The organism is Serratia grimesii (assembly GCF_900186025.1).
Taxonomy (GTDB): domain Bacteria; phylum Pseudomonadota; class Gammaproteobacteria; order Enterobacterales; family Enterobacteriaceae; genus Serratia; species Serratia grimesii.
Genome location: NZ_LT883155.1, coordinates 1440653 through 1458919, shown reverse-complemented (window position 1 = coordinate 1458919; position 18267 = coordinate 1440653). Strand labels below are relative to the sequence as shown.

17 protein-coding genes are annotated in these 18267 nt (G+C 55.0%); 5 read left to right on the top strand and 12 right to left on the bottom strand.

Annotated features, from left to right (window positions below):
- Positions 1–95: 95 nt before the first annotated feature.
- A complete protein-coding gene (locus SGBXF1_RS06850; RefSeq protein WP_186428029.1) occupies positions 96–1982 on the bottom strand; it encodes a sigma-54-dependent Fis family transcriptional regulator in 1887 nt (628 codons plus the stop codon).
- A gap of 274 nt (positions 1983–2256) precedes the next feature.
- Between SGBXF1_RS06850 and ssuD the strand changes: the two genes are divergently transcribed.
- Genes ssuD through SGBXF1_RS06835 form a run of 3 tightly spaced genes read left to right on the top strand, consistent with a single transcriptional unit; the run spans position 2257 to position 5909 of the window.
- Positions 2257–3417 (top strand): FMNH2-dependent alkanesulfonate monooxygenase, encoded by a 1161-nt coding sequence (ssuD, locus tag SGBXF1_RS06845; protein WP_186428028.1) that lies wholly within the window; start codon positions 2257–2259, stop codon positions 3415–3417.
- 16 nt (positions 3418–3433) lie between these two features.
- Positions 3434–4525 (top strand): dimethylsulfone monooxygenase SfnG, encoded by a 1092-nt coding sequence (gene sfnG, locus SGBXF1_RS06840; RefSeq protein WP_186428027.1) that lies wholly within the window; start codon positions 3434–3436, stop codon positions 4523–4525.
- Positions 4518–5909 carry an FAD/NAD(P)-binding protein gene (locus tag SGBXF1_RS06835; protein WP_186428026.1) on the top strand — a complete coding sequence of 464 codons (1392 nt, stop codon included), beginning with the start codon at positions 4518–4520 and terminating at the stop codon, positions 5907–5909. The genes sfnG and SGBXF1_RS06835 overlap by 8 nt, the downstream gene beginning before the upstream one ends.
- A gap of 48 nt (positions 5910–5957) precedes the next feature.
- On the opposite strand, the gene SGBXF1_RS06830 is transcribed toward SGBXF1_RS06835, so the two are convergent.
- The 7 genes from SGBXF1_RS06830 to SGBXF1_RS06800 all read right to left on the bottom strand — a co-directional run bounded on the left by SGBXF1_RS06830 (position 5958) and on the right by SGBXF1_RS06800 (position 12548).
- Positions 5958–6425, bottom strand: coding sequence for a YehS family protein (locus SGBXF1_RS06830; RefSeq protein WP_061806979.1), 468 nt, complete (start codon positions 6423–6425; stop codon positions 5958–5960).
- 230 nt (positions 6426–6655) lie between these two features.
- The gene (gene phnE, locus SGBXF1_RS06825; protein ID WP_186428025.1) at positions 6656–7555 is read right to left on the bottom strand and encodes a phosphonate ABC transporter, permease protein PhnE; all 900 of its coding nucleotides are present in this window, start codon (positions 7553–7555) and stop codon (positions 6656–6658) included.
- Positions 7552–8415, bottom strand: a complete 864-nt coding sequence (gene phnE, locus SGBXF1_RS06820) for a phosphonate ABC transporter, permease protein PhnE (protein WP_186428024.1) — start codon at positions 8413–8415, stop codon at positions 7552–7554. The genes phnE (SGBXF1_RS06825) and phnE (SGBXF1_RS06820) overlap by 4 nt, the downstream gene beginning before the upstream one ends.
- 76 nt (positions 8416–8491) lie before the next feature.
- Positions 8492–9424 (bottom strand): phosphonate ABC transporter substrate-binding protein, encoded by a 933-nt coding sequence (gene phnD / locus SGBXF1_RS06815; protein ID WP_037425188.1) that lies wholly within the window; start codon positions 9422–9424, stop codon positions 8492–8494.
- 41 nt (positions 9425–9465) lie between these two features.
- Entirely contained in the window at positions 9466–10299 is an 834-nt protein-coding gene (phnC, locus tag SGBXF1_RS06810) for a phosphonate ABC transporter ATP-binding protein (protein ID WP_037425186.1), read from the bottom strand.
- Between the two features lie 148 nt (positions 10300–10447).
- Positions 10448–11455, bottom strand: a complete 1008-nt coding sequence (gene trpS, locus SGBXF1_RS06805) for a tryptophan--tRNA ligase (RefSeq protein ID WP_037425185.1) — start codon at positions 11453–11455, stop codon at positions 10448–10450.
- A gap of 157 nt (positions 11456–11612) precedes the next feature.
- Positions 11613–12548 carry a LysR family transcriptional regulator gene (locus SGBXF1_RS06800; protein WP_186428023.1) on the bottom strand — a complete coding sequence of 312 codons (936 nt, stop codon included), beginning with the start codon at positions 12546–12548 and terminating at the stop codon, positions 11613–11615.
- A 127-nt stretch (positions 12549–12675) separates the two neighbouring features.
- Between SGBXF1_RS06800 and SGBXF1_RS06795 the strand changes: the two genes are divergently transcribed.
- A complete protein-coding gene (locus SGBXF1_RS06795) occupies positions 12676–13422 on the top strand; it encodes an SDR family NAD(P)-dependent oxidoreductase (protein ID WP_186428022.1) in 747 nt (248 codons plus the stop codon).
- 80 nt (positions 13423–13502) lie between these two features.
- Positions 13503–14378 carry an NAD(P)-dependent oxidoreductase gene (locus SGBXF1_RS06790; RefSeq protein ID WP_037425176.1) on the top strand — a complete coding sequence of 292 codons (876 nt, stop codon included), beginning with the start codon at positions 13503–13505 and terminating at the stop codon, positions 14376–14378.
- Positions 14379–14425: 47 nt separating this feature from the next.
- Here the strand turns inward: SGBXF1_RS06790 and SGBXF1_RS06785 are convergent, their stop codons facing one another.
- The 4 genes from SGBXF1_RS06785 to SGBXF1_RS06770 all read right to left on the bottom strand — a co-directional run bounded on the left by SGBXF1_RS06785 (position 14426) and on the right by SGBXF1_RS06770 (position 18159).
- On the bottom strand, positions 14426–14953 hold the full coding sequence (locus tag SGBXF1_RS06785; RefSeq protein WP_037425175.1) for a cysteine hydrolase family protein: 528 nt from the start codon (positions 14951–14953) through the stop codon (positions 14426–14428).
- A 27-nt stretch (positions 14954–14980) separates the two neighbouring features.
- Positions 14981–16084 (bottom strand): suppressor of fused domain protein, encoded by a 1104-nt coding sequence (locus SGBXF1_RS06780; protein WP_037425173.1) that lies wholly within the window; start codon positions 16082–16084, stop codon positions 14981–14983.
- Positions 16085–16248: 164 nt separating this feature from the next.
- Positions 16249–17121 carry an oxygenase MpaB family protein gene (locus SGBXF1_RS06775; protein WP_186428021.1) on the bottom strand — a complete coding sequence of 291 codons (873 nt, stop codon included), beginning with the start codon at positions 17119–17121 and terminating at the stop codon, positions 16249–16251.
- A gap of 57 nt (positions 17122–17178) precedes the next feature.
- Entirely contained in the window at positions 17179–18159 is a 981-nt protein-coding gene (locus tag SGBXF1_RS06770) for a quinone oxidoreductase family protein (protein ID WP_037425169.1), read from the bottom strand.
- Positions 18160–18267 lie beyond the last annotated feature (108 nt).

Sequence of the window (18267 nt, the reverse complement as noted above, 5' to 3'; positions counted from 1 at the left end):
TTGCATAATCACATTATCCTTAATGAAAGAAGCAGAGAGACAGTGCAAAACTAAAAGACATTTTGAGCATTTATCTTGATGAGTACGACTATATATCATTGCCATACTGCCTCACGCACTTTAATTGCACGTGGCAACAACCCTAAAGCATAAAAGCGGTCAGCTATTGCCTGCTGCTGGCGAATAATATTCACATCCATCCGGCGGGTTTGATGGCTACGGCGGGCCAAGGCATGGGTGAGCGAAGACGGCACCAATCCCAATTCAGCCGATAACAGTGCCGCCGCCTCATCACGGTGGGCGTCAATGTAGTGACCGGTTTGTTCCAATGCAGCCATCAGCCCGAGCAATAAATCGGGAGAGTGCCTGACAAAATCACGATGTGCGAGATAAAACTGATGGTTCTTTACCCGTCCAACACCATTGGCGATAACCCTAAGTTGACCATGTTGCTCAGCATCACTCAGCAGGGGATCCCACATCATCCAGGCATCCACAGCGTGATGATCGCTGGGGGTTAGTGGGTATTTAGGCGGTGCATAGACCACTCGCACATCTTCCAGCGTTAGCCCTGCTTCATCAAGCAGTTGCAGCAAAAGATAATGAACGTTGGAGCCTTTGTTGACCGCAATCCGTTTGCCACGCAGGTCGGCCAGAGTGAGGATCGGGCTGTCGTGAGCTACCAGCAATGCCACACTTTGTGGCGCTGCGGGTTCCCAGGCAACATACAACAACGGGCTGTTGCCAGCCTGAGCAAATAACGGTGGAACCTCACCGGTAGTGCCAAAGTCGATTTCACGGTTAGCCAAGGCATGCAGCAACTGAGGGCCGGCAGGAAATTCGCTCCACAACACACTCACGCCACTGTCGGCAAAGTGAGCCTCCAATGACTGACGTGCTTTGAGGATCCCCAGATTTCCAAACTTCTGATAGCCAATGCGCAGCTCACGTTCATTACTGACGGCACGCGGAGCGGTGTTTAGTCTCCCCCCCTTTGCACTTCGTCTGGCCTTAATCAGACCAAGATGCCCCAAATGGGTACGTAATGTATTACGACTTATCCCCAACAGTGTCGCGGCTTGCAACTGATTGCCCTGGCTCAGTTCAAAAGCATTACGCACCAGAGAATCCAGCACCCGCTGATAAAGAGGGCTGTCATTACCCTCAAGCTGCTGGCGAAGAAACACATCCAGTGAATCATCGCTATAAATCTGTGAACCGACATTTTCAGCACTCAACCTGAGCTGCTGTGGCGTAATCAACGGCTCTTTGCTTAGCAGCACCGCATTGTGCAGGGTGTTTTCCAGCTCGCGGATATTCCCCGGCCATGAATAGTTCATCAAGGTTGCCAGCGCTTCTTCACTGAGTCGCAACTGAAGTCGCCCCAGCCGCCGTGCATACAGCGTCAGGAAATGCTCAGCCAACAATGGGATATCCTCTCGCCGCTGGCGTAAAGGCGGCAGAGAAACGGCAGCCACATTCAGCCGATAATAGAGATCCTCACGAAAGCGGCGTTCGCGGATGGCGTTCGCCAAATCCACATGCGTGGCAGCCACGACCCGGACATTCACTTTTAACGGCCGATGAGAACCAACCCGGGTCACTTCCCGTTCCTGCAAAACACGCAGCAGTTTTACCTGCAACGGCAGACTCAATTCACCTATTTCATCTAGCAGCAGCGTGCCACCTTCCGCCGCCTCAAACCATCCCTGATGGCGATCCACTGCCCCCGTAAAAGCCCCTTTCTCATGGCCAAACAGTTCCGATTCGGCCAGGTTCTCGGTCAGAGCTCCGCAGTTCACCGCCAGAAAGGGCCCCTCACGCCGTGGACTCTGATGATGAAGATAACGGGCCACCACCTCTTTACCCGTGCCGGTTTCGCCAACGATAAGCACTGTCGCATCTGTCGGAGCCAAACGATCCAAAATACGTTGGAAAGCTATAGAGGCGGGATCAATTAACCCTGGGCCGGAAGCGTGCATTGTCGTGACCTGTAAGGAAGTTGAATGGAAACCATACCGTCAGACGCCAGGGATAACGAGAGGTGAAATACCCGCCTTGCTGCAAATGCAGCAGCATGGCGCCAGTCACTGCTGCATTTGCAGCACAACCCCGTCCCAATAAATCACACTAACCAACTAATAATTAACAGAAAATAAGAAATCCATTTTTGGCATACTTCCTGCTTACCTGTTTATAACCAAGGTTTGACATTCTATGAAATAAATTAAGATATCGTTATATAGGAAACGGATAATGAACGAAGAGTTGACGGGCAACATCAACGTATTCTGGTTTTTACCCACCCACGGTGACGGCCGCTATCTGGGCACCACCGAGGGCGGAAGAGCGGTAGATTTACCCTATTTACAGCAAGTCGCGCTAGCTGCAGACAACCTGGGTTATTACGGCGTGCTGATCCCCACCGGCAAGAGCTGCGAGGATTCCTGGCTAGTCGCTGCCGCACTCGCCCCCCTAACGAAACGCCTACGCTATCTGGTCGCCGTGCGTCCTGGGTTGCAACCCCCTAGCCTTGCCGCACGAATGGCTGCCACGCTGGATCGTCTTTCAGAAGGCCGTCTGTTGATCAATGTGGTCACCGGCGGCGACCCGGTAGAGAACAAAGGCGATGGGATATTCCTGAGCCACGCCGAACGTTATCAGGTCACCCGTGAGTTTCTTGAGGTTTACTCTCGCCTGTTGAAGGGTGAAAAGGTCGATTTCCAGGGTGAGCATCTGCGGGTAGAAGGCGCTGAGGTCCTGTTCCCGCCGGCGCAGGAAAACGGGCCACCGCTATTTTTTGGCGGTTCTTCTGAAGACGCTCTGGACGTCGCGGCGAACCAGATCGACACCTATCTCACCTGGGGAGAGCCGGTTGAGCAAGTGGCGGAAAAAATTGCTGTAGTCCGTCAACGTGCACAAGCGCGTGGTCGCACGCTGGACTATGGCATTCGCCTGCATGTCATTGTACGGGAAACCGAAGAGGAAGCCTGGGCAGCTGCCGACAAACTGATTGCCCATCTGGATGAAGTCACCATCGCAGCCGCACAGAAAATATTTTCGCGCATGGATTCAACCGGGCAGGCCCGGATGAGCGCCCTGCATGGCGGTTCGAAGGACAGTTTGCGTATCGCGCCCAATTTGTGGGCAGGGGTAGGACTGGTACGGGGTGGTGCAGGAACCGCTCTGGTCGGTAATCCGCGACAGGTGGCAGAGCGCATCCGTGAATATCAGGCGTTGGGGATCACTAATTTTATTTTTTCGGGCTACCCGCATCTGGAAGAAGCACACCGATTTGCCGAACTGGTCATGCCGCTATTGCCGTTGGCGATGAACGATGTGAAACGTCAGCGCACGGTCAACACCGGCCCATTCGGAGAAACCATCGGTGGCGATCGTCGTCCGGTGCAAAAGTGAAACTGAGGAGCAAACCATGAGTAATGAGCCAATTAAGTTCGCCTACTGGGTACCTAACGTGTCAGGCGGCCTGGTGATCAGCCAGATCCCTCAGCGTACCCATTGGGATGCCGCCTATAACCGCAAGCTGGCACAAATTGCCGAGCACGCCGGATTTGACTATGCCCTGACGCAGATCCGCTTTACCGCCGGCTATGGTGCCGATAACCAACATGAGTCGGTGACGTTTTCACAAGACTTGCTGGCCGCAACAGAAAAACTCAAGGTCATTGCCGCTCTGTTGCCAGGCCCGTGGAATCCAACGCTGGCGGCCAAACAGATAGCGACCATCAGCCACCTGTCCAACGCGCGTATTGCGATAAATGTCGTCAGTGGTTGGTTCCGCGGGGAATTCAAAGCCATTGGTGAACCCTGGTTGGATCATGAAGAGCGCTATCTGCGCTCTGAAGAGTTTATCCGCTGCCTACAGGGTATCTGGCAGCAGGATAGCTTCACCTTTGCCGGCGATTTTTACCGCTTCCGCGACTATTCATTGAAGCCGAAACCGCTTGACCCGCAGCCGGAAATTTTCCAGGGTGGTAGCTCAAGAGCCGCGCGCGATATGGCAGCACGGGTCTCCGACTGGTATTTCACTAACGGCAACACCCCAGAAGCTATCCGTCAGCAGGTTGATGATATCCAACACAAAGCCGCGGAAAATCAACACAAGGTGAGAATCGGCGTCAATGGGTTTGTTATTGCCCGCCAAACTGAACAGGAAGCACAAAGCGTACTGCGTGACATCCTTGATCATGCCAATCCCGATGCGGTGAAAGGCTTTCAATCTGAGGTTAAAAATGCCGGTAGCGCCTCACCAGAGGGAGAAGGTAACTGGGCTAAATCAACGCTGGAGGATCTGGTGCAATATAACGATGGATTCAAAACCAACCTGATTGGTACGCCGCAGCAAATCGCAGAGCGGATTATCGTGCTAAAACAGTCGGGCGTAGATCTGATGCTACTGGGCTTTCTGCACTTCCAGGAAGAGGTGGAATTCTTTGGCCGTGAAGTGATCCCACTGGTGCGTGAGCTGGAGCGCCAGCATCAGCCGGTGCCAAGCCATGGCTGAGCGGCAGATAGTCATCATTGGCGGCGGTTTTAGTGGTACAGCCCTGGCAATTCATCTGGCGCGCAGAGGAACGACTGGGCTGAAGGTGGTGATTATTGAGCCTCGTGCCCAGCTGGCGCAGGGCGTCGCTTACGGTACCCTCGATCCGGCACACCGCATCAATGTACCCGCCGCCCGAATGCAGCTTTCCGACGAGGAAGAAGGCGATTTCGACCGCTGGTTCCGTGCTTCGGTAGCCTTCAAGCAGGATGTAAAGGCTCTCAGACCCGATGGCAGCCTCTATCCACAACGGGGGCAGTTTGGCCGCTATATTGCCGAAAAACTGGCTACCGCGCTAACCACCTCGGCGGTACAGGTCATCCACGTTCAGGACTATGCGGTGGCGTTACGCCACGGGGTTGTGCTGACGGCCTCCGGGCATACATACCCTGCCGATGACGTGGTGCTGGCCATCAGTCACCCGCCGCCTGCCGTACCGAAACAGCTTCAGCAGACACTGAAAGACCATCCAGGGCTGATTGCCAACCCGTGGTTGACCGAAGCTCTATCAGAGGTGGGTAACGATGATCGGGTCGCGATCATCGGCACCGGTTTAACCATGTCGGATGTGGTTGCGTCGCTGCATCGCCAAGGGCATCGCGGGCCGATCCTGGCTTTCTCACGCCGCGGTCAACTCCCCCGTCCAAACCTGAGCGGAGACTATGCCGTTCGCCAGCTTGATTACCAACGACCGCAGGCAGCAACCGCCCGTGGCTGGCTGCGGCGGATCCGGCAGGAGGTGGCACTGGCGAATGCAGAACATCAGCCCTGGCAACGGGTACTGGATGACATTCGTCTTAACGGCCAGCAGATTTGGCAGCAGTGGTCACTGCAAGAGCAACGGCGTTTTCTGCGTCATCTGCGCCCATGGTGGGACGTACATCGTTATCGCATCGCGCCGCAGGTCAGCGATGTTCTGACCGACATGCAGCAAAATGGGCAACTTGAAGTGCTGGCCGCTAGCCTAAAACAGGTGTCCGTGGATAACACGGTCCTCGCCCTGACGCTAAAAGCACGTGGTCGTACGACAACAGAAACACGGTTGGTGGATAAACTGATTGTCACGACCGGCCCGGCACACGGCGCGTTGTTGCAGAGTGATGCTTTGCTGAAACAGCTCACCAGTGAAGGGATAATCCAGCCCGATCCGCTGGCATTAGGAATTTGGGTCGACGCCTGTTCCCGGGCAATGAACCGCCAGAATCAGAGCAATGAGCACCTGTTCGTCGTCGGCCCCGCCGCCCGTGGCCGTTTTGGCGAGCTGATGGGATTACCGCAGGTAGCGCAACACGCAGAATCGCTGGCGCAGCAGTTGCTGAGTCCCCTTAGGTCTGAAAACCAATAAAAAAGGCGTAATCTTGCGATTACGCCTTCATCAACATCCTGCGGTTATTTATTTTACGCCGCGAATACGCTGCGCCAAACCTTTGAGGAAATAACGCAGCATCTGATCACCGCACGGGCGGAAGTTTTTGGTGCCTTCTTTGCGGAACAGCGCGCTCAGTTCCGGCTTGGAAATGCGGAAGTCAACGGCGGTAAAGATTTCGTGCATGTCGGTATCTTTCAACTCAAACGCCACACGCAGCTTTTTCAACACCAAATTGTTGGTGATCGGCAGTTCCACTTCCGGCGCAGGGAACTTGTCATCTTTACCGCGCTTGAAGTACACCAGACCGTTCAGGAAATGTGCCATGACTTCGTCCGGGCATTTTTCGAAACCGGGCTCACCTTCCTTGATGACGTAAGCACCCATTGCCGAGACCGCTACGTCGAAATTATCCAGCTTGATAATCTCAACCATTTTCGCGTCGTTGATGCCCAGCATGTAGCGCACGCTGCGCAGCACGTCATTGTTGATCATAGAATTGCCTTTAGCTTGTAAACCGGAAGAGCTGTGCGCATTGTGAAATGAAAAATACACCCTGTACCCAAAATATATAGCGCTGCATTGCGGCGGCAAGTTTGTGCGCCCCGGTTACCTATGTGACCGAGGCGCACAAATGCAGCCAACAAAGAGGCAGCTTCAAGTATGACGGGTACGGCCGCACAGCTTGAATATGTGCGGCAGTATAGGGATCAGAGCGGGGTTTCTCAATCGATTTGGCTTTTTTGCTGATACAGCGGGATGTCTTCGCCAATGATGTATTTATTACGCAGAATCGACGACACCTTATCCATAATCATCACCACCACCACCAGTATCAGGGTGATAAACATCACGACATCCCAGTTCCACAGCCGCATGTTCTCCGCATACACCAGACCAATCCCCCCTGCCCCAACGAAGCCCAGCACCGCTGCAGAGCGGGTATTGGATTCAATCTGGTACAGGCTAAGTGCCAGAAAAGTGGGGAACGACTGGGTAAAGATACCGTAACGGTGCTTCTGCAGACCGTTGGCACCGACTGCCGTCAGACCACGGCTTGGGGATTTCTCCACAGCTTCATGGCCTTCAGCATACAACTTGCCGAGCAGCCCAACGTCCTGCATCACGATCGCCAGCACACCGGCCAAGGGCCCCATACCGACGGCGCGTACAAAAATCAGACCCCAAATAGCCATGTCGATACCGCGCAGAATATCCAGCAAGCGGCGTACGACCACGGAGAGCGGCCGTAGTAATGGTGTCGACATCACGTTGCGCGCAGCAAAGAATGACAGCGGCAATGCAATCAATGACGCGGTAATCGTACCGGCGAACACAATGCCGATAGTGATAAAGATTTGCTGGAAGTAGTACATAAACGGCCAGTTAACAAAATCATGCCAAACGAACATGCGCATAAAGTAGCGGCCGAGCTGTTGGCAGCCGTTAATAAACTGCGGCCAGGAGATCCCAAAGAACTGGAAGAAAAATAGATAATATAAAACGATAGCCGCGGCGATAATCCCGACAGTACGCAGGTAACGGCGCTGCTGTGAAAAAATCTCTGGGTGCTCTTGTTTAAGAGTCTGTAGCTTTTCAGCCGAGATGATTGGTGCTGACATCATTTTTTCCCCTCCACGACCCGTTTGCGTAGTTCACCTGAGGCGTAATCCAGCAACGAAACCACCACGATAATAAGCAACAGCGTCATACTGACCTGATCATAGCGATCGAGCTTGATATTGGTCATCAGTTCCTGCCCGATGCCACCTGCACCCACGAGTCCAAGAATGGTCGACTGGCGGAAGTTAACTTCCAGTCGCATAAAACTGTATGACAGGAATATCGGTTTCACCTGTGGCCACATGCCGAAGCGCATGCGTTGCAACGGCGTTGCGCCGCAGGCGGCCAGCCCCCGTACCGGTTTGTTGGACGCCGTTTCAATTGACTCATAAAACAGTTTTGTCAGGCTGCCGATGGTGTGCAGCGCCAGTGCCAAAAAGCCGGGAATAGCACCAATGCCGAAGGCCATCACAAACATGACCGCCCAGGCCAATTCTGGCATGGTGCGCAAAAATGCCACTAGCGTGCGGATCGCCATGCGCAGTGTTGCCGGGCTATGGGTGTTATTGGCCGCCAAAAACGCCAGGACGCCCGCCACCAGTACTGAAAGGATGGTCGCCGCCAGCGCCAATTGCAGCGTTTCCCAAATCAGCGGCAATTGGATGTTCAGTCGATAGCCCCAGTAGGCAAATGACCCTTCGGTATGGCTGTCGGCAAACAGCAACGACCAATGCAATGTCGGGATAGTTTCTGCCAAATAATCAAAGAAGTGAGGGATCGACACCCATACGGTGTGCAAGTTGAACTCGGCGATGTTGCCGGCACCCAGATAGAGCACCACCAGGCCAAGCGACCAGATCAATGTCTCGCGTTTTTGCTTACTGCGGACTTGCTGGTAATAGTGCGCAAAATCTTTATTCAAAATAGGTTTCCATCTTATGAAACAAGGGGCTCAGCACGCTGAACCCCTTTGGATCGGTCAGGACGTAATCCGATGATTAACGGTCGCCTTTGGTCAGCTCACGCTTCATATCAATGATGTTCTGGTACTCTGCCAGCGTCGTTTCACCGATGTGCTGTTTGCCGCCCATCGCTTTGATAAAGCACTGGTGGTCGTCCTTATCCAGCTTCTTGATCGCGGTGACAACTTTGGCTTTGAACTCCGCTGGCAGCGCGTTGCTTACCAGGATCGGGCCATTCGGGATCAATGGCGACTGCCAGATAATGCGGATCTGTTTCATCAGGTCTGGATGATCCATACGGATCATGCGGGTGAACGCGCCGCTGGTGTAACCGGTGTTGTAGTCGCCGATCATCGACGCCCAGGTTACGGCACCTTCGAACTGACCATTCAACACACCGAGGACATCTTGCTCATGGCCGCCAGAGAAGGTGACGCTAGAGAAAGTGTTGTTGTATTTGTTGTCGACGGTACCGCCGAACAGTTTCTTGAATTCCTGATTCGGGATCAGGAAGCCGGAAGTGGAATCCGGATCGGCGAAACCAACAGCTTTGCCTTTCAGGTCTTCCAGCTTTTTATACGGGCTGCCGGCTTTAACGATCACAACCGAGTGATAACCACGTGACTGGTCAACGTCATCAACCGCGATACCCACAATGTCTACGGCTTTCGGATCCTTGATGTACACCGACGCAAATGACGACGGTGACATGCTCAGCACCAGATCAATCTTGCCGCCCAGCAGGCCCTGAATCACGCCGGAATAGTCAGAAGAGTTACGCAGTTTGGTGTCCACGTTCAGTTCTTTATCCAGGAACTGCTTCACGCACTGGTTATCACCGATCTGCTGGGTGGCGTTTTGCCCGCCGAGAATACCCAGATTCAGTACTTTAGGTGCATCCGCTGCCGTTGCATTAAAGACCATCATCGCGCCAGCCATCAGGGTGGTCAGACTCAATACTTTTTTCATTACGATGCCTTGTGTGTGTAAAGGTAAAAGTGAAGAAATACTCAATGGATCTGATTGGCGTCCTCGCCATACAGCTGGTGCAATATCCGTTCGTTCAATTGCGAAGGGTGCCCGTCAAACACGATCTTGCCCTGGGCAATGCCGATCACCCGGGTGCAATATTCTTTCACCAGCTCGACCGAATGCAGGTTCACCATGACCGCAATGTCGTTTTCACTGACTTTTTGCAGCGCATCCATAATGCGACGGGTGTTTTTCGGATCGAGTGACGCTACCGGCTCATCGGCCAGCAGGATTTTGGGGTTTTGCATCAGCGCACGGCAGATCGCCACACGCTGCATCTGGCCACCTGACAGGTTCTCGGCACGCTGTAGGGCATGCGGCAGCATATTGAGCCATTGCAACAGTTCGATAGCACGAGCACGGTCGGCGTCATCAAACATTTTGAAGAAGGATTTAAGGGTAGAGGTGTGGCTCAGACGGCCCAACAGCACGTTGGTCATCACATCCAGCCGTGGTACCAGGCAGAAGTCCTGGAAGATCATGCCGCAACGGGCACGCCACTGACGCATCTGACGGGCGGAAAGCTGGGCGATATCCTGCGCTACGCCATCGTCCTCAAAATGCAGCATCTCGCCACAGCTCGAAGGAATCGTCCCGTTTAAGGTATGGAGCAGCGTGGATTTACCGGCGCCGGAACGCCCGATCACCGCAACAAACTCACCAACGTGCAGATCGAAATTGATATCGTCCAATACCCGTTGCTGAGATTTATATGCTTTACCTAAGCCTTTTACCGATAACACCTTACGAGATGGAATCGCTTGTTGCCCTGGAAAGTCAGTCGGTGCAAGTTTTAACAGTGCCTGAGCCATATGATTTCTCTGGTTTCAGTGGCTAATCATTATGGGCACCTATTAACGAATAACTTTGTGACAACGGGATGATGGTTTTATGGCTGGGAAATGACGCGTGATCAAGCTCATCACCGGGATGACGGAAGCATCCCGGTGATGAGCTTGATCAATTCAGAGTAAAGAAATCCAGCCCCAGAGCGGCCTTCACCTGCCCCAGCGTTTGTCGACTGATCTGGTCGGCACGTTGAGTGCCCTGTTGCAGAATGCGTAGCAATTCGCCCTTGTCGGCCATGTATTCCGCTCGTCGGGTGCGGATCGGCTCCAGCAAGCTTTGCAGACAATCTTCCAACAGACGTTTGATTTTCATATCTCCTAACCCACCACGGCGGTAATGTGCCTTCAGCTCTGCCACCAACGCAGCATCCTCACAGAAAGCATCCAAATAGGTGAACACCATATTGCCTTCAACCCGGCCAGGATCGTTGACGTTCAGATGACCCGGATCGGTAAACATGCTCATTACCGCCTTATGCACCTGGTCGGCATCGGCACCCAAGGTGATGGTATTGCCACGCGACTTCGACATCTTGCCCTGCCCGTCCAACCCCGGCAGACGGCTCACGTTACTCAGCAAAGGCTGGCATTCCGTCAATACCGCTTGGCCGGCAATGCGATTGAAACGCCGGACGATCTCGTTGGTTTGCTCCAGCATCGGCAGTTGGTCGTCGCCGACCGGCACGTGAGTGGCACCAAAGGCGGTAATGTCCGCCGCCTGGCTAACCGGGTAGACCAGAAAACCGGCCGGCAGGCTGCGAGAAAAATCCTTTTCGAGGATTTCACTTTTCACCGTCGGATTGCGTTCCAGCCGCGCCACACTGACCAGATTAAGGTAATACATCGTCAGTTCCGCCAACGCAGGCAGTGCAGATTGCAGGCAAATTGTGGTTTTGTGCGGGTCGATACCCACCGCCAGATAGTCAGCCACCAGATTAAGCACATTGGTGCTGATTTTTTGCGGATTGCTGCCGTTATCGGTCAGCCCCTGTAAATCGGCCACCAATACCGTTTGCTGATGCTGCTGTTGCAGCTCAACGCGCTGGCGCAGTGACCCGACGTAGTGACCTAAATGCAGGGATCCGGTGGGACGATCGCCGGTCAGAATGGTATAGCTCATTGCATTGCTCCTAAAAGTCAAAAACCGCCGGAACAACGCAATAAAAATGCCGCCAGAACCGGCGGCATTAAAAAAGAGGTGTGAATACCCGTGCCGCCTTTAGAAGAGGCGCCACCAAGACTGATTGAGTGTGGATTGCATCGGTATATTCATGCTTTTAAGGTATCCCCCCGGTATGCGGGTTGTCAATCACCGCAGGTTGCCAATTCAGCGCCTGTTCAGCGGCAATACGACAAAAAGCTTCGGTCAGCGGCGAAGCCGTGCGCCACGCCAGCGCCAACGTATAGGATACCGGGCTGCCTGTGCCGCTCAGTTCGCGGAACACCACGCCGGGGGATTGCAACCGTGCAAACAGGGCCGGCATCAACGCAATCCCCACACCGCCCGCCACCAGCCCGCCGATGGTCTGCATCTGTCGCGCCTCCTGCACGATACGCGGACTGAATCCCGCTACCGCACAGGCCTGCAGGATCGCCGTGTGCATACCGGGGCCGTAATGCGCCGGAAACAGCACCCAGGGTTGCTCGGCCAAGCTGCTCAACGTCACTTGCTGCTGCGCCGCCAGCGGGTGGTTCTCCGGCAATGCCAGCACCATGCGATCGTACAGGAAAGGCAGGATCTGCAAGCCCTCTTGCGGCGTTATCGGTAGCACCACCATGCCAAGGTCGGCACGGTCATCGCGCAGGGCGATCAGTTGCTCGGCGGTTGTCGCCTCCTGCAGGTGAAACTCCGCATGCGGATGCGCCAGGCGAAACTGCCGCAGGATGCCCGGCAACAGAGCGTTTACCGTGCTGTCGACGAAGGTCAGACGCAGCGATTCCGTCAGACCAAGTGCCGCACGTCGGGTATTGCCGAGGGTACGTTCAAACTGTGCCAGCGTACGCCGCGCCTCAATCAGAAACACTTGCCCCGCTTCGGTGATCCTGGTGACGCGGTTGCCGCGTTCCAGCAGGATCACGCCCAGTTCCTGCTCAATCTTTCGGATAGCGGCAGTCAGTGGGGGTTGTGCCATATGCAAGCGCTCGGCGGCGCGATGAAAGCTCATTTCTTCCGCGACGGCGACAAATTGCCGCAGTTGACGTAGTTCAATCACGCAATACCTTTTTCGTATTTTGAAGTCATAAATAGAGTATTGGATGTATCAATTGCAAAAGCCAATACTTTCCCTACCGCACAGTGCTGCGCCATTCCGGTGCGCTCGGCGAGAAAGGAGAACAATAATGACGCAACGTACAGCAATTGTTACCGGCGGTTCCAGCGGCATTGGGCTGGCCATCGCTCAACAACTGGCGCAACAGGATTACCGTATCGCCATCGTGGCGCGCGATCCGCAACGCCTGCAGCAGGCAGCGCAGGAAATTGGCCCCGCTACCCGCTACTATTCGGCGGACTTGAGCCGCCGCGGACCAGTGGAGGACGTCGTCGCTCAGCTGGCAGCCGATCTCGGTACGGTAGATGTCCTGATCAACAACGCCGGATTTACCCGGGTCATTGCCGCCGATACGCCATTGGCGCAGGCCGAACAAGAATGGGATGCGGTGATCGAAGGGAATCTGAAAAGTACCTTCCTGTTTACCCTGGCGATGTTGCCACACCTGAGCAAACCGGGCGGCCGCATCATTAATCTGAGCTCGATTGCCGCCCAATGCGGCAGCGACAGCGCGGGTGCATTAGGTTATTCCGCCGCCAAAGCCGGCGTGCAGGGTTTTACCCTCAGTTTGGCGCGTGAACTTGGCGAGTTGGGGATTACTGTCAACGCCATTGCGCCGGGCTTTATCGCCGATACTCGCTTCTTCGGCACCGGGCTACCGCAGGATCGCATTGACGCCATCGCCGCTGAAACGCCGATGGGCCGCACCGGCCGGGTAGAAGACATCGCCAGCGCCGCACTGTGGTTAGCGTCAAAAGAAGCCTCGTTCGTTACCGGCACCATCACCTCGATTAACGGCGGCGCGCGGGTCGGTTAAGAAAGCGTTACATTGCGCCATTTGCGTTCCTGGCCCATCGCGTTAGGGTGAAGGGATCCAACCTGAAAAAGGAACGCAGTATGAAGATAGGATTTGCCGGACTTGGCGGTATGGGCAGCGCGATGGCTGCCAATCTGTTACAAGCGGGCTATACGCTGAAAGTATGGAATCGCTCCCCTCAGGCAGCACAACCGTTGGCCGCCGCCGGAGCCCAGCAGGTACAGCGGGCTGATGAACTGGCCGACGTGAATGTGCTGATCACCATGCTGGCAAATGACGCCGCGACCGAACAGGTGGTGGTGGAAAGCGGGTTGCTGCAACGACTGCAACCGGGAACCATCCACATCAACATGGCGACGGTCTCGGTCGCACTGGCCAAGCGACTGGCTGCGTTGCACGCGCAGCACAATATTGGCTATATCGCCGCACCGGTACTGGGGCGGGTAGACGTTGCCGCAGCCGGTAAGCTGAACATTCTGGCGGCAGGCGATGCGCAACTGATCGCCAAAGTGCAGCCGCTGTTTGAGGTACTCGGCCAGCAGACCTGGCATTTTGGCGAACAGCCCGAACAGGCCAATATCGTCAAAATCGCCGCCAACTTCACGCTGGCCAGTGCGATTGAAGCGATGGCCGAAGGCAGTGCGCTGGTGCGCAACTATGGGGTTTCCGGCGCGGATTATCTGCAAATGCTCAGCAGCACCCTGTTCGCTTCCCCGGCCTACAAGGGTTATGGTTCCCTGATTGCCGAAGAGAAGTTCGAACCGGCCGGCTTCAAATTAAGCCTGGGTATGAAAGACGTGAGCCTGGCATTGGAGGCCGGTGCCAACAGCCACACCCCCATGCCGTTCGCCAGCGTGTTGAAGGACAACTTCCTTGATGCGGTGGCGCAGGGCGATGCAGATTTGGACTGGTCAGCGCTGGCCAAAGTGGCAGCACGCAGGGCGGGATTGAAATAACGTTAGCGGGCCCAACGCATATATCGGGCCCGCTTTTTATCCGGCGCTCAGAAGTGAATTTCCGCCGTCGGCAGTGCGTTGATCAGTACGCCGAAACTTTCGATGCTAGATAACGTGGCATTGTGATGATCACGAATCTGCTGACCGGTCGCGTGCGCTTTGTCGTGACTGGTATGTGCATCGGCGGCCAGCGTCACCGGGTAGCCTAACCCAGCGGCACGACGGGTGGTGGTGTCGACGCAAAACTCGCTGGAGTAGCCGCAGACCACCAGGTGCGAAACACCATTAGCCACCAGCAACGGCCCCAGCCCGGTCCGCAGGAAGGAGTCCGGCGTGGTTTTCTCCACCCGATGATCGCCGTCTTTCACTTGCAAACGGCGGTCAATCTGCCAGGCATCGCTGCCGTGCGCCAGCTCGTCGTCCGGGGTCTGATGCTGGATAAAAATTACAGGTACTCCGGCCCGACGGGCAGCGGTGCTCAAGCTGTTAATGCGATCAATCGTCGCCTCGGCATCTGCTGGCGGCGGCGTAAATAATCCTTTCTGCACATCAATAATCAACAGCGCTGACTTCATGATAACCCCCGTGAATAGAATCGGAAATTAGCATACCGGTTGGCGTGGGCGGAAGATATGGTCAACCCCCTGTTCACGCAGCTTATTCACCAGATCGTGACCGCCATTCGGCGTCGCGTGCGCCAGCAGGCGCTCGGCTTCAAATACCGGACTGGCCCAAAAAATATTCACCGGGTCGCCATATTGTTTCGGCAGGTTCAGATGTTCACTATAGGGGTAAAACGAGGAGGACAGCACGTAGCCCTCATAACCCTGAGGTGCCACCTCCGATTCCAGAGTATGACCTTCGCCAAACCAGGTAATTTTAGCCCATGGCGCATGGGCGAACCCGGCCAGTGCGCTGGCCATCTGCACAGCATTCTCTTCGTTCATGTACTGGCCATCGATGGCGATGCCCATTTCCATACGGCGATAGCGGGACGCGTCGTCATTAAACAAAATCTCCACCCACGGCATCGGTCGGATGCTGACACCCATGGTGAGAAAATAGTAGATACCATCACGCTCATGCTGAGTAATCGCCATCGGTGGCCATTTACCCTGATCGATCGCATAGTATTTAACCGAAGGGCCAAAATGCTGATCGTAAATCGCCTGATAGTCGTTCTGCATTTTTGGCCATGGGTTACCCTCTTCCCGCTGCCAACTGCGCCAGAACTGACGGGTGTTTTCCGCCAGCGCATACTGGGTATTGGTCGACGCGGATCCGAGTGGATAAGCCAACGGGCTCTCTTTGATACAGCTGGCGGAATAGCATACCGAATGGTCGATATACAGACTCCAGCCAGGGATCACCGCCAACAATTGACCGTAATACCACAGCGCCGCACCGTCATCACTCTCTGTCCAGACCACCATCAATCCTTCCGGATTCAATGGCGCTTCGCCTTCCAGATTGCGGCAAAATTCAGCCGCCAGCATCGGTGGCTGGCCCAGCGCCAGTGCTGCACTGTCTTCTTGCAGTGGCGCAGCCGCCAGGTTGCGCAACCAGCAGGCACGCACCTGAAAACGTTCGCTATTTTCTTCTGAAGGATAAATATAAAAATAGGCAGCCCGACTATCTTGCTGAACCACCGCCACCAGCGTCTGGTTCTCATTACTGACTTCAGCAAGTACGTGTGACTCGTTCATATAACCTCAAATAGGGTCAAGGCGCAGAATAATGCTGCACGCTAAATAAAATGGAATTTGGCTTGTGCCCAGTGTAAAGCGCATTAGCGACAGGATCACCCGTAAAAGTCTCAAAAGTGGTCCTAAACATTGGGTTATTGATGACAATTATAGTGTGTGATGACTCAGGCAGACCGGCCAATTCGGCGTAAGGCTCGCTGATAGGAACCGTTACGCATCGAAGAACGCAGCACTTTACCGACGCCACCGGCACCGACTCGCACCAGCCGCTGCCGCAATGCACTGGGATAAAAACCAAACTGCTGTTGCGCCCAATCCGGCAACAAATCGATACCCGCCTGCATCACCAGGGCACCAAAGGGCCGCGCCAGCGTGCTCGGTGCCGGGGCTGCCAGCAGAATGCGCGCCACTTCCCGCGTGCGTTGATCGCACACCAACTGAGGCCGCATCCTTTGCAGGTAATCCTCCACCGCGGTACAGGAGGTAGGAATATCGCGCGCACCCAAGGCGGCAGCTACACGCGCCGATTCACCGTAATAGCGGTCTTGCTGGTCTCGGGAGAGATGGGGGTTGCGATAGCGCAAATGGCTGGCCAAAAAACAGCTGCTTTCCACCACGTGTACCCAAGTGAGTAAGTCAGGATCGCTGGCGGCATAGGGCCTGCCGTCGCTACTGATCCCGTTGACCTTCAGATGAATCGCTTTCACTTTGGCGATCAACCGTTCGGCCTCTGCGGTAGGGCCAAAGGTGGTGACAGACACAAACTGGCTGGTACGTCGCAAACGGCCAAGCATATCGTCACGGAAGTTGGAATGATCCCACACCCCGGCCAGCGCCAAGGGGTGCAGCATCTGCAATAACAAGGCGCTGACACCGCCGCACAACATAGAGGTAAAGTCACTGTGTACTCGCCAGATGACCGACTGTGGACCAAACAGGCCCGGATCACCCGGCGGATTTTCAAAATCGATACCGCCGAGAGCCAGCCCGGTCAGACTGATCACCTGTTTTTCTATTGCTGCGCGTATGACTTCCATCCTGCTGACCCCGCTTACCTTTCGGCGGTCAGTGTAGCATGTCGGCAAGCGGCGCTTTTAACTCTGCGGGTCGCGATCGTTGAGCAAGACAATTTTGCCGGCAAAACTACGGTCTTCCAGTCGACGATGGGCCGCCGCCCCGTCGCTAAGTGGGAAGGTTTCGATATGCGGCACAGCAAATTCGCCGTTCTGCCAGCTGCTGAACAAGCGTTCGGCGCGATCACGTCGCGCTTCGCCACTGTTGAGATACGTCCAGAGGTCGCCACCGACTACGCCTTTGGAGTCCATCATCAAGCTATATGCAGAAATTGCCGGGGCCTCACCGCCCGCCATCCCAAAAGTCACCACACGACCACCGGGGCGCAGTGCGTCAATGCTCTGTTGCAATGTGATACCCACCGAGTCAAAACCATACTCCACGCCGCCGTCGGTCAACGCGGCAATTTGCGCAACCCAGTCTTGCTGATAGGTGAAGGCCGCTGCTGCGCCGTTATTCATAGCAATCTGTTGTTTATGTGCCGAAGACACCACAGCGTAAACCTGCGCACCCCGTGCAACCAGCATGCGAGTAAGGATTTGCCCAACACCGCCAGCCGCTGCATGCACCAATGTACGATCGCCCGCTTTTACCTGCACGCTGTCATTAATCAGATATTGTGCCGTCAGCCCCTGCAACAAAATAGACGCGGCTTCTACGTCACTTAGCGCCTGCGGCAGCCGTAACGCATGTTCTATCGGCACATTGATGCGCGTAGCATGGCAGAAAGGCACATCAGCAAAACCAATTCGCTCCCCTACCTGCCAACCTTTGACACCGGCACCCACAGCAATAATGGTGCCCACACCTTCGTAACCGCCAATATGTGGCGGATTGCCATGCAGTACGTAATTGCCCTTGCGACGGTAAATATCGGCAAAATTCAACCCGGCAGCCCCCATTCGCACCTGCACCGCGCCCGCCGCTACCGCAGGCGTCGGCAGTTCAAGGTATTCGAGCACGTCTGGCCCGCCAAATTGTTCAAACGCTAATGCATGCATGTTGCTGCTCCGGGAAATTTCCGCCAATAACGCACTGACGGTCGATAGAATGATTATCGCAAAGCGCTATAATCAAGCAAAGTGGCCCACAGAGCGTTCAGAAAACAC